The organism is Cloacibacillus sp. An23 (genome assembly GCF_002159945.1).
Lineage (GTDB): Bacteria > Synergistota > Synergistia > Synergistales > Synergistaceae > Caccocola.
In genome coordinates this window covers 42676-55027 of record NZ_NFJQ01000001.1, presented here as the reverse complement: position 1 = coordinate 55027, position 12352 = coordinate 42676, and the positions used below count along the sequence as shown (strand labels likewise).

Here is a 12352-nt window from a genome sequence, read left to right as displayed (position 1 = left end):
CATGGATATTCTGGGCAAAGTAAATAAAGTACCTGGCGGTATAATGGTAGTACCTATGATCATAACCGCTGTCATAAACACCTTCGTGCCCGGCGTGCTCAAGATAGGCGGCCCGACGACGGGAGCCTTCAGCGGAGCCGGAGCGATGGCCTTTATCGGCGCGCTGCTCTTCACGGCGGGAAGCCAGGCGAAGTACAGCGACCTTCGCGCGATCTGCTCGCGCGGCGGCGTCCTTGTGGTGGTGCGCCTCGCCGTGGCCTACATCGGCTCGTGGCTGACGATAAAGTTCTTCGGCCTCGACGGCTTCTGCGGAGTCTCCGCGATGGCGATAACGATAGTCCTGGCGAACTGCAACCCCGGCGTCTACGCAGGGCTTATGCAGTCCTACGGCGACAACATCGACAAGGCCGCGATGGGCGTCATCAACCTCATAGCGGTCCCGGCGACGCCGCTCGTCATCCTCGGTATAGCCGACGGCACCGGCTTCGACTATATGAGCGCGATATCGACGCTCATTCCGTTCTCGCTCGGCATGATACTAGCCAACGCCGACGAGAAGATCAGGAAGATGTTCTCGACCGCGACGCCCGTCGTTCTTATGTTCGTCGGTGCGTGCCTCGGCGCGAGCATCAACATGAAGGCGATATTGAACGTCGGCATCGCTGAGGTTATCCTGATAGCGATACACCTCTTCATATTCATGCCGATCATGATAGCGACGGACAGGTTCATCCTGAAGCGTCCCGGATACGCTTCTGTGGCCGCGACCTGCCTCGGAGGTTTCGCCGTGGTCGCTCCGCGCGTCATCGGCGAGCGTCTGCCGCAGTATCAGCCTTATGTGGAAAGCGTTACGGCGCAGATGGCCGTGGTGCTGGTGTTCTCGATAATAGTCTTCCCGTACATAACGAAATGGATAGTCTCGAAGTACGGGAGCGGCGTGCAGGCCGCCCAGCAGGCGCCTGCGAAGTAAGAAGTTTTAATCGTCCCGCCGTCCTTCACGGGCGGCGGGAATTATGGGGCAGTTGGGGGGAAACTTATGAGTAAAGTGATTTCTTCGTCTGCGGCAATATCACTAATTAGAGATAATTCTGTGATAGGCATCGGCGGTTTCGGCGGATTTTCCGCGCCGGACGAGTTGCTGCGCGAGATGGCGAAATCATATCTTACGCATGGAACGCCCAAGGGGCTTCACGCCGTCTGCGGCGTATCGCCCGGCGACCTCACCGAGGACGGCTGGGGATTGAGCATAATAAAGGCTCCCGGGCTTCTTTCCTCCATCTACGCCTCGCATGTCGGCATGCCGCCCGCTATCGGGCGCGCCGTCAGCTCCAACGAGATAGCGGGCTACACGGTGCCGCTCGGAGTTTACGGGCATCTTCTGCGCGCGATGGCTGGTAAGACGCCCGGCGTTATAACGCGCATAGGACTTCACACCTTCTGCGATCCGCGCCTCGAAGGCTGCAGGGTCAATGAGCTTGCAAAAAATTCGGGACGCGAAGTCGTCTCGCTTATCAACATAGACGGAACGGAATATCTTCATTATAAGCCGTTCCGTATTGACGTCTGCATAATACGCGGTAGCTACGCCGACGAATACGGCAACGTTTCGCTGGAGGAGGAGGCGCTCTACAGCGAGCAGGCGGCGATGGCGGCGGCGGTGCATAACAACGGCGGCACCGTCATCGTGCAGGTCAAGGGGATATTCAAGCGCGGCGTCCTCGACCCGCGTCACGTGGCTATACCTGGCGCGCTCGTGGACTACGTAGTGCTCGCTAAGCCGGAGAACCACCCGCAGTGCTACGACGGCTCGCCGTTCCGCCCGGAACTTATCGGCGACGTGCGAGCGAGGCTCGACCTGCTCAAGCCGATGGCGCTCACGCCGCGCAAGATTTGCGGAAGGCGCGCCGCGTCCGAGATAAAGGGCGGCTCTTACATAAACCTCGGCATAGGGATGCCCGACAGCGTCGCGGACATAGCGAACGAAGAGGGGATAAGCCACCAGGTCACGTTCTCGATAGAGACAGGAGTCTGCGGAGGGCTGCCGGTGCGCGGCGTAGGCTTCGGCGCGGCGTTCAACCCGGAGGCGATCCTGTCGATAACGGATACTCTCGACATGTACGACGGCGGCGTGCTCGACGCCGCGATCCTGGGACTCGGCGAGGCCGACGAGGAGGGCAACGTCAACGTCTCCAAATTCGGCACGCGCTGCACTGGGCCAGGCGGCTTTATAGACATCACTCAAAGCACGAAAAAAATCTGCTTCATCGGAACCTTCACAGCGGGAAAGCTGGAATATAAGACCGGCGACGGCAGATTGGTCATAGAAAAGGACGCGGAAAAGACGAAATTCCGCAAAAAGGTCCAGCAGGTCACCTTCTCGGCGCGTTACGCGCGTGAGATGGGGCAGGAGGTGCTCTATATAACGGAGCGCGCGGTTTTCCGGCTCGGCGCGGACGGAGTGGAGCTGGTTGAAAGAGCTCCTGGCGTCGATGTGGAGCGCGACATCCTCGCGAGGATGGACTTCGCGCCGAAGATATCTCCGAAGCTGAAGCTGATGGACGAGCGGATATTCACAGACAAAAAGATGAGAATAAGCTTCATCGACGAATGAAGCCCGAATATACAAAAAGGCAGAAAGGGGAAACAGACAAATGTCGGAAGAGAAGAAACATACGACGCTGTCGGGGTACGAGCTTAAGCGCGTATACACAGAGGAAGATATAAAGGGAGAGGATCTCAAGGCCCAGCTCGGCGAGCCGGGGCACTATCCCTTCACGCGCGGCATCCGCGAGAATATGTACCGCGACGGCAAGCTCTGGACGATGGGGCAGTACGCGGGCTTCGCCTCCGCCGAGGAAGCCAACAAGCGCTTCCGCTACATCATAGAGCAGGGAGGCACAGGCTTCTCGGTCGCGCTCGACCTGCCGACGCAGATGGGCTACGATTCCGACGACCCGATGTCCGAGGGCGAAGTCGGCAAGGTCGGCGTCGCGATAGATTCGCTCGCCGACATTGAGGCGCTCTTCAAAGGCATCCCCTTTGAAAAGGTGCGCCAGATACGCACGACGGCGAACGCGAACTCCATAATCATGCTCGCCTTCTACGTCGCCTTCGCGAAGAAGAACGGCATCGACCCGAACTCGATAGGCTTCTTCCTCCAGAACGACATACTTAAGGAATATATGTGCCGCGGCACCTACATCTTCCCGCCCGCGGCAGGCGTCAAGCTTTCCGTCGACGTCCTTGAATACTGCGGCAAGCACCTGCCGCACTGGACGCCGATAGCGGTATCCGGCTACCACATCAGGGAAGCCGGGGCCACCGCCGCGATGGAGCTCGCCTTCACGCTGGCGGACATGATCGAGTACTACGACGCGGCGGTAAAGCGCGGAGTGGACATCGCCGCGGCCACGGCGAACAGCTACTTCTTCCTCGCCGCGCAGCTCGATTTCCTTGAGGAAGTCGCGAAGTACCGCGCCGCGCGCCGCCTCTACGCGCGCATCATGAAAGAGCGTTATCACGTTACCGACGAAGAGACGCAGCGCCTCAAGATATTCGCCTTCACGAGCGGCTCCGCGCTGACCGCTGAGCAGCCAATCAACAACGCCGTCCGCGTTACGATACAGACGATGGCGGCGGCCGCCGGCGGCATCCAGACCTTCCACGCGTCGTCCTACGACGAGGCCATCTCGCTGCCGACGCAGCAGGCCGTCACGCTCTCGCTGCGCACGCAGCAGATAGTCGGCTACGAGTCCGGCCTCACCGAGACCGTCGACCCGCTCGGCGGCTCCTACGCAGTCGAAGCTCTCACCAACGCGATAGAGAAGGACGTCCTCGAATTGCTCGACACGATAGAGAAGAAGGGCGGAGCGATGAAGTGCATCGAAGAGGGCTTCCAGCAGAGGATGCTCGCCGACAACGCCTACAAGTATCAGAAGGCCGTCGACAACAAAGAGCGCATCGTCGTCGGAGTCAACGAGTTCAAGGACGGCAAGCCCATTGAGCCCGCGCAGTTCACCGTCTCCGAAGAGGTCGCCATCAAGCAGACCGAAAAGCTCAACAAGCTCAAGGAAACGCGCGACAACGAGCGCGTCGCGAGAGCTCTCGCCGCCATCAAGAAGGCCGCTCAGAACGACGAGAACCTCGGCGACTACATGATAGAGGCCGTCGAAGCATACGCCACCATCGGAGAAATATGCGGCGTGCTCAAAGAAGTTTACGGCAAATACACGCCGATGAAGATTTACTAAAGGAGGAACCGTCATTATGAAAGTTTTGATAGCAAAACCCGGACTTGACGGACACGACCGCGGCGCGAAGGTCGTCGCGCGCGCATTCAAGGATGCCGGAGCCGAAGTCATCTACACGGGGCTCCAGGCGACGCCAGACGAAATAGCCGACATAGCGGAGAAGGAGCACGTAGACGTAGTCGGAGTGAGCCTGCTCTCCGGCGCTCACAACACGCTCATGCCGAAGGTCATAGACAAGGTGAAGGCCAAGGAAGGCATGGACAAGACCGTCTTCATCCTCGGCGGCATAATCCCGCAGCAGGACATACCGGCGCTGATGGAAAAAGGCGTCAGCGGGGTGTTCGGCCCCGGCACGCCGCTCGACGAAGTCGTAGACTTCACCTTCGAGCAGGTGGCTATGGCGAAGGCCGAAGAGCTCGCTGAAAACGCCGCGCAGGATATGACTAACAAAGCTTCCAACATCTAGTCGTATAAAGAATTATAAAAGGAGGAAAACAAATGAAAGGAATACTTGACGGAGTAAAAGTCCTCGGACTTGAGCAGCAGGTCGCAGGCCCGACCTGCACCATGATGCTCGCCGACCAGGGCGCGGAAGTGCTCAAGGTCGAGCGTCCGGGCATGGGAGACACGGCGCGCGAAATGGCGCCGCTGCTCAAAAACGACCACGGCGGAGTGCAGAGCGGATACTTCGCGCGCTTCAACCGCGGCAAAAAGAGCATCACGGTAGACATGCAGTCCCCCGACGGACAGGCCGTCCTCTGGGACCTCATCAAAGAGGCCGACATCGTTATAGAAAACATGAAGCCCGGACTCATGGACAAGCTCGGCTTCACCTATGACAAAATCAAGGAAGTCAACCCCGGCCTCATCTACGTCGCGATAAGCGGCTTCGGACGCTCCAAGAAATACGAAGGCCCCTACGCGAAGCGCCTCGCATACGACATAATAGCGCAGGCTATGGCCGGCCTCATGTACACCTGCGGAAGCGACCCGCAGGGCCCGCCGACCTGGCTCGGCTTCGCGCTCGGCGACTCCGGCACCGGCGTATACGCCGCTTACGCCGCGATGCTCGGCTACGTCAACAAGCTCCGCACCGGCAAAGGCGAATTTTTCGACGTCTCGATGTACGACTGCATGGTCGCGCTCGCCGAGCGTTCGCACAACGTCTACGCCTTCACCGGCAACGTCGTAACGAGAGGCCCGGACAAGCTAATCGCTCCGTGGGGCCCCTTCAAGTGCAAGGACGGCTACGTCGCCATCATCGTCCCGACTGAATCCATGTGGAAGAAATTCCTCACCGCCATCGACCACCTCGAGCTGCTTGAGAACCCCGAGATACAGTCCGGCCCGGGACGCGGCAAATACATGGAAACGCTCATCCGTCCCATCATCAACGAATGGCTCGCCGACAAGACGAAGGTCGAAGCCTGCGAGATATTCATGTCGCACGGGCTGCCCTGCGGACCGGTGCAGAGCTCCGAGGACGTGGCGCACGACGAACACACCAAGAAGCGCCAGATGATAGTCACTCTTCCCGACCCGATCATCGGCGAGATATCGATGGTCGGCTGCCCGATAAAGATGGAAGAGCACGAGCCGACCTACAAGCCGCTCCCGAACCTCGGCGCCGACACGGACGAAGTCCTCAAGAAGATCGGCTACAGCGACGAAAAGATAAAAGAGCTCCACGAGAAGAAAGCCATATAACCGAAGCTTTTTAAAAAGGGGATATTGAAAATGGAAAACGTAGTCATCGTATCCGCAGTCCGCACCCCGTTCGATAAATTCGGCGGAGTTATGAAAAACGAAAACACCGTAGCCCTCGGCTCCTTCGTGGTCAAAGAGGCTATGGAGCGCGCCGCGGTAGACCCCGCGGACGTCGAGGAGACCTACATAGGCATCAACATGCCGACGGCGAACCGCTCGATAGCGCGCCAGATATCCCTCGCTTCCGGCATGCCGCCCGAGGCGAACTCGACCACGGTCGACCGCGCCTGCTGCTCCTCGATGGTCGCCATCGCGATGGCGAAGCGCGCCATAGAGCTCGGCGACGCGAAGATAACCGTCGGCGGCGGTTCCGAGAACATGAGCAACGTCCCCTACTTCCTCGAAGACCTCCGCTGGGGCAAGCGCATGGGCGACGTCGTCCTCAAGGACATCATGATCGTCTCCTGCCCCTACACCGGCGAACCGCGCGCGAAGCAGGCCGGCGACGTCGCGCTCGAACTCGGCATTTCGAGAGAGATGCAGGACGAATGGGCCTACCGCAGCCAGATGTACTATCAGGAAGCCTTCAAGGCCGGCAAGTTCAAAGATGAGATAAAGCCCTACACCGTCCACACGAAGAAAGGCGACATAGTCATCACCGACGACCAGCAGCCGCGCCCCGACACGACGCTCGAAGGCCTTGCGAAGCTCAAGACCGTCAACCAGAGCCCGACCGTCACCGCGGGCAACGCCCCGGGACTCAACACCGGAGCCAGCGCCCTCGTCCTCATGGCCGAGAGCGAAGCAAAGCGCCGCGGCATCAAGCCGCTTGCGACGATAGTCTCCCACGCGCAGGCCTCGGGACATCCGAAGTACATCGCGACCATCCCCGCCTTCGCTGCGAAGAAAGCGCTCGACAAGGCCGGAATGACCATCGACCAGATGGACGTCATCGAAATCAATGAAGCCTTCGCCGTCATGCCGCTCGCCTCGACGATATACCTCGGCGACAGCGACCCAGCGAAGGTCGAAGCCATCCGCGCCAAGACCAACATCAACGGCGGAGCGATAGCGATCGGACACCCGACCGGAGCCACCGGCGGACGCCTCGTCATGACGATGGCCTACGAGCTCCAGCGCCGCGGCGGCGGATACGGACTCTGCACGATATGCGGCGGAGTCGGCGAAAGCGAAGCGTTCATAATCAGAGTGTAACTTCTCCATACACTCCACACATCCTGTGCGCCGGCCTCGCGCCGGTGCACAGCTTATAAGGGAGCAGCCCCGCGGCCAGCGCAGCCGGAGCGGGGCCGGAGAGAGCAATAGAGACCGAATCGTCTACAGCGAAGGAGGCCCGCACAGCTATGGAATTCCAGGACATACTGTACGAAAAATATAACGACAGGGCGAGAATCACTATAAACAGGCCCGACTGCATGAACATGTTCACCAACCGCACTCTGCACGAGATGATAACGGCTCTCCAGAGCGCGTGGACGGACAAGGAGGTCGGGGCGGTCATACTGACCGGGGCCGGTACGCGCGCCTTCACGATAGGCGGAACGCCCGCCGAGACCGACGCCGACGCCCTGCCCATCGAGAAACTGCCTATGCCGAGCCTTTTCACGCAGCTCCTGCACACGATACGCACGATACCGAAGCCCGTCATAGCGGCGGTCAACGGCTACGCGATAGGCGGCGGGCACGTGATCCAGGTCGTCTGCGACCTCACGATAGCCTCGTCCTCCGCGAAGTTCGGACAGGTCGGCCCGAAAGTCGGCACCTTCGACGCGGGATACGGCAGCGCTTACCTCGCCCGCATAGTCGGCGAGAAGAAGGCCCGTGAATTCTGGTATCTCTGCAAAAAATACACGGCCGAGGAATGCCTGCAGATGGGCCTCGTAAACGCCGTCGTCGAGCCCGACAAACTGATGGAAGAGACCGACAAATGGGTCGATACCATCGTCAAGCACAGCCCGACGGCCCTCGCCGCGCTCAAGGCGTCCTTCAACGCCGACAGCGCCTCGATATGGGGCATACAGTCGATGGCCGGCGTCGCGCTCGGCATGTACTTCGGCACGGACGAGGCGAAGGAATGCGGCAAAGCCTTCGCCGAAAAGCGCGACGCAGACGTCGCGCGGTTCCGTTAAAATAGAACACGGTATCGGCCTCGCGCCGGTTTTTTGATTTGAAAGGAGAGTCATAGAATGGCAATCGCAGCGGGAGACAGAACCCCGAAAACCCCTGACGAAAGAGGATTTCAGATAATAGACATACACGCGCATCCGTTCATCCGCGGAGGATACCCGCCGGCAATGAAAGCGATGCTCGCATCGAGAAAGTACACGCAGCCCCACTGGCGCGGCAAATCCGGCAACGCCACCCTCGAAGACCTCAAGGCAGAGTTCGACGAGACCGGGCCGGAGGTAATGGCGAACGACGCCAAGACCCACGGCGTCAAAATGCAGCCCGTCGCGTGGGACGCGACGAGCGGAATGGGCGAGCCTCCGACGAGCAACGAGTTCGTCTACAACCTCTGGCAGCAGTTCCCCGACTCCTTCTTCGGAGCGTGGGGCTCGGTAGACCCGTGGCAGGGACAGCAGGCCCTTCACGCCGCGGAGCACGCGCTCGTAGACCTTAAGCTCATAGGGCTCAAGTTCCAGCAGTGCACGCAGAAATTCCGCGTCAACGACCGCCGCTTCTTCCCGCTATGGGACCTCTGCCAGCAGCTCGGCGCCCCGGTGCAGTTCCACATCGGATACACCGGCATGGGCAGCGGCGCGCCCGGCGGCGACGGCCTCTACAGCATGACCTACTGCCAGCCGCTCGACGTCGATGAAGTCGCGGCCGAGTTCCCGCGCCTCAAGATAATCGCGCTCCACGTCGGAGAGCCGTGGCCCGAAGTCATCAACCACGTCGCCATGCACAAGACCAACGTCATGCGCGAGACCTCCGGCATGTGGCCCAAGTACTTCCCGCAGTGCATGCTCTACGAGATGAACCGCCGCCTGCAGGACAAATTCATCTTCGGCTCCGAGTGGGGAGTCTTCAAACTCAGCGAAATACTCAAAGAGTGGGAAGAGCTCGACCTGCGTCCGGGAATCATGGAAAAGGTCATGTACAAGAACGCACTGAACTTCCTCGGCGAACGCTTCGAGCAGTGCGGACTCGACCTCAGCCCGTGGAAAGGGTTAATGTAAGCTGAAAACCGGCTGAAACGATTTTGCGCGCCGCGCACCGTTGCTCGCGGCGCGCGCCCGGCCTGCCGGGGGGACCCTCCGGCGGCCGTCGTCTTTATATTTTATATGCTGATTTATAAATTTTACGGCGCGGAGCGCTCGCAACCTCTTCCGGTTCGCGTCCCGCCCATAGGGAGAGTGGACAATGAATAAAAGCCTTCAAACAATGCTCGATATGAAAGCGCACATCATGCTCCAGGGCGGGCAGGAAAGAATAAACAAACAGCACCTCAAGGGCAAGCTCACCGCGCGCGAGAGGATAGACCAGCTCTTCGACCCAGGCACATTCGTCGAATACAACATGTTCGTCAAACCGCGCGCGACGCGCTTCGGCATGGACAAAGTCGACGCGCCGGCGGACGGCATCGTCACGGGCCACGGCCTCATCAACGGACGCCGCGCCTTCGTATACTCGCAGGACGCCACCGTGCTCGGCGGCTCGATGGGCGAGATGCACGGCCTCAAGCTCGCGCGTATGCAGGAGCTCGCGCTTGAAGCTGGAGTCCCAATCATCGGCCTCAACGACTCGGGCGGCGGACGCCTTCAGGAAGGCCCCGGCGCGTCGGTCTACGGCACAGTCTTCTACAACAACGTCAACGCATCCGGCGTAATACCGCAGATATCAGCCATCATGGGAAGCTGCGCCGGCGGAGCCTGCTACTCGCCTGCTCTCACCGACTTCGTAATAATGGTGGACAAGACCAGCAAAGCCTTCATAACGGGCCCGAAAGTCATACAGCAGGTGACGGGCGAGGTCGTAGACCTTGAAACTCTCGGCGGAGCGGCGACGCACAGCACGAAGTCCGGCCTCTGCCAGCTCGTCGCGGTAGACGACTACGACTGCATATCGCAGATCAAATGCCTTCTCAGCTTCTTCCCGGACAACTGCTCGCAGCTTCCGCCCGTCGTGCCGTGCAGCGACGACGTGAACCGCAGAATAGAAGAGCTCAACGACATAATCCCAGAGAGCAAACGCAAATCCTACGACATGAAGAGCATCATATCGAAGATAGCCGACAACGGCTTCTTCTTTGAAATATCGCCGATGTACGCGCGCAACATAATCATAGGCTTCATCCGCATGGGCGGAATGCCGGTAGGCGTCGTCGCGAACCAGGCCGCCTGCATGGCCGGCTGCCTCGACATCAACGCCTCATGCAAGGCCGCGCGCTTCATCCGCACCTGCGACGCCTTCAACATCCCGCTTCTTTCGATAGTGGACGTTCCGGGCTACCTCCCCGGCGTACAGCAGGAACACGACGGCATAATACGCCACGGCGCGAAAATGCTCTTCGCGTGGGCGGAAGCGACCGTGCCCAAAATAATCATGCCGATAAGAAAATCCTACGGCGGCGCTACGCCGGCCATGTGCAGCATAGACATGCACGCCGACTTCGTAATGGCGTGGCCGACCTGCGAACGCGCCGTCGTCGGAGCCGACGCAGCCGTCGCGGTGCTCTACAAGAACGAGATAGAGCAGGCCGCGGATCCCGCCGCCGCGCGCGAGATGTATAAAAAAATGTACGAGGACGAGTTCCTCAACCCGTACCGCTCGGCCGAGCTCGGCAAATTCGAAGACGTCATAGAGCCCGCGGAGTCGAGAAAAAAAATAATACAGACGCTGCGCATGTTCTGGGGCATGAAAAAAGAACGCCCCGCGCGCAAGCACGCGAACGTCCCGCTCTAAAGCGGCGCTTCGCGAAAGCGCGGCGGACATTGCGCCGCGCTCCCAAAAAGACTAACTTCTTCACCAACCCCACCCCATCCTGTGCGCCGGAGCCGTTTCCGGCGCACAGCCATATCGGGGGGGCGAAAGGCAAGCGAAAGCGCGCCGTCGCGCGTGCGGCCTCAGCGCCGGACGCAGCGTGAGGATACGCATACACCGCGGCTTTCCCATTTTTCACGCACTCTCATTCGGAGTCTGCGGAGCCGCGCGGCATTCGCCGTCCTCCGCGCGCATGGGAGTTTTTGAGACGCCGCGCTCCGCGTCATGCGCGCAGCGGCGGCGGGTAAGCGCATGAAATCCCGCAGCGGCTTCGCCGGTTGTTGCGGCGCGGCGCGAAATGTGCTAATATTTGCCAGTTGGCGAACGTCAATGGGTTTCAAGCAGAGGAATGCGCCTCTCGCCCGTCGGTTCAGTTTACTGCCGGGCCCGCCCTGATGAGAAGATTCAGGCCCGAGTGCATTCTTATGCGCCCGGGCCTTTTTATTGTAAGGAATTTTAACGGGAGGTGTAATGCCATAGCAAACACGAAAGACGACGAACCGCGCGTAAATTCGGAGATCCGGTCTCCCGAGGTGCTTCTCATCGACGAGATGAACGCGAAGCGCGGAGTAGTCAGCATCCAGGAAGCTCTGAAATTGGCCGAGGCCGCCGAGCTCGACCTCGTCGAGGTCGCGCCGCAGGCGAAGCCGCCGGTATGCCGCATTATGAATTACGGCAAGTACCGTTTCCAGCAGCAGAAGCGCGACAAGGACGCCCGCAAGAAGCAGAAGAACCAGGTCGTCAAGGAAATCAAGATGCGTCCGAAGATAGACCTGCACGACTACGAGTTCAAGGTGAAGGCGATCAAGGCCTTCCTGCAGGACGGGCACAGAGTCAAGGTCTCGATTTTCTTCCGCGGGCGTGAGATGGCCTTCCTCGACAGGGGGCGCGACGTGCTGAACAAGGTGCTTGAGGCCGTCTCCGACTACGGCAAGATCGAGATGGAGCCGCGCATGGAAGGCGCTTATATGCGCATCATGATAGCTCCGGCCGCGGACGCGCAGACGAAGAAGCAGGCGCAGAAGAAGCTGCAGAAGCCGGCGGGCGATCAGTCCGATGCTCCGGCGCAGCCCGCGCAGGCGAAGCCGCAGAAGGTCAAGAAGAACGTCCTGCCCGATGCAGACCAGATATAAGAAATTGCCTCAAGTGGCAGAGAAATTAGAGGAGGAACCAAACAATGCCTAAACTGAAGACACATTCCGCTACGAAGAAACGTTTTAAGGTAACGGGCACCGGCAAGATAAGCTATAAGAAAAGCGGACGCGGACACCTTCTTTCGACGAAGAATTCGAAGCGCCTCCGCACGCTGAGGAAGAAGGGCATTCTCCTGCCGGGCATCGAGGCCCACGTCAGGAAGATGCTCCCCTACGCCTAGGCGCGGGGAAGCCGTT

11 protein-coding genes are annotated in these 12352 nt (G+C 59.8%); all 11 read left to right on the top strand.

Features of this window, described 5'->3' with window-relative positions; genetic code table 11:
* Position 1: 1 nt before the first annotated feature.
* The 11 genes from B5F39_RS00285 (at position 2) to rpmI (ending at position 12336) form a co-directional block, all read left to right on the top strand.
* A complete protein-coding gene (locus tag B5F39_RS00285; protein ID WP_087362842.1) occupies positions 2-970 on the top strand; it encodes a 2-keto-3-deoxygluconate permease in 969 nt (322 codons plus the stop codon).
* A 66-nt stretch (positions 971-1036) separates the two neighbouring features.
* Complete coding sequence (locus B5F39_RS00280) at positions 1037-2611, top strand: CoA-transferase (protein WP_087362841.1); 1575 nt, start codon at positions 1037-1039, stop codon at positions 2609-2611.
* Positions 2612-2651: 40 nt separating this feature from the next.
* On the top strand, positions 2652-4250 hold the full coding sequence (locus tag B5F39_RS00275) for a methylmalonyl-CoA mutase family protein (protein WP_087362840.1): 1599 nt from the start codon (positions 2652-2654) through the stop codon (positions 4248-4250).
* 16 nt (positions 4251-4266) lie between these two features.
* Positions 4267-4716: a cobalamin B12-binding domain-containing protein gene (locus tag B5F39_RS00270; protein WP_087362839.1), complete on the top strand. Its 450-nt coding sequence runs from the start codon at positions 4267-4269 to the stop codon at positions 4714-4716.
* Positions 4717-4748: 32 nt separating this feature from the next.
* On the top strand, positions 4749-5957 hold the full coding sequence (locus B5F39_RS00265) for a CoA transferase (protein WP_087362838.1): 1209 nt from the start codon (positions 4749-4751) through the stop codon (positions 5955-5957).
* 30 nt (positions 5958-5987) lie between these two features.
* A complete protein-coding gene (locus tag B5F39_RS00260) occupies positions 5988-7172 on the top strand; it encodes a thiolase family protein (RefSeq protein WP_204244995.1) in 1185 nt (394 codons plus the stop codon).
* Positions 7173-7321: 149 nt separating this feature from the next.
* Complete coding sequence (locus B5F39_RS00255; RefSeq protein ID WP_087362836.1) at positions 7322-8107, top strand: enoyl-CoA hydratase-related protein; 786 nt, start codon at positions 7322-7324, stop codon at positions 8105-8107.
* Positions 8108-8164: 57 nt separating this feature from the next.
* Positions 8165-9157, top strand: a complete 993-nt coding sequence (locus B5F39_RS00250) for an amidohydrolase family protein (RefSeq protein WP_087362835.1) — start codon at positions 8165-8167, stop codon at positions 9155-9157.
* A gap of 205 nt (positions 9158-9362) precedes the next feature.
* Complete coding sequence (locus B5F39_RS00245; protein ID WP_239390984.1) at positions 9363-10883, top strand: acyl-CoA carboxylase subunit beta; 1521 nt, start codon at positions 9363-9365, stop codon at positions 10881-10883.
* Between the two features lie 521 nt (positions 10884-11404).
* Entirely contained in the window at positions 11405-12094 is a 690-nt protein-coding gene (infC, locus tag B5F39_RS00240) for a translation initiation factor IF-3 (RefSeq protein WP_343217564.1), read from the top strand.
* Positions 12095-12138: 44 nt separating this feature from the next.
* Complete coding sequence (gene rpmI, locus B5F39_RS00235; protein WP_087362832.1) at positions 12139-12336, top strand: 50S ribosomal protein L35; 198 nt, start codon at positions 12139-12141, stop codon at positions 12334-12336.
* Positions 12337-12352: the final 16 nt, after the last annotated feature.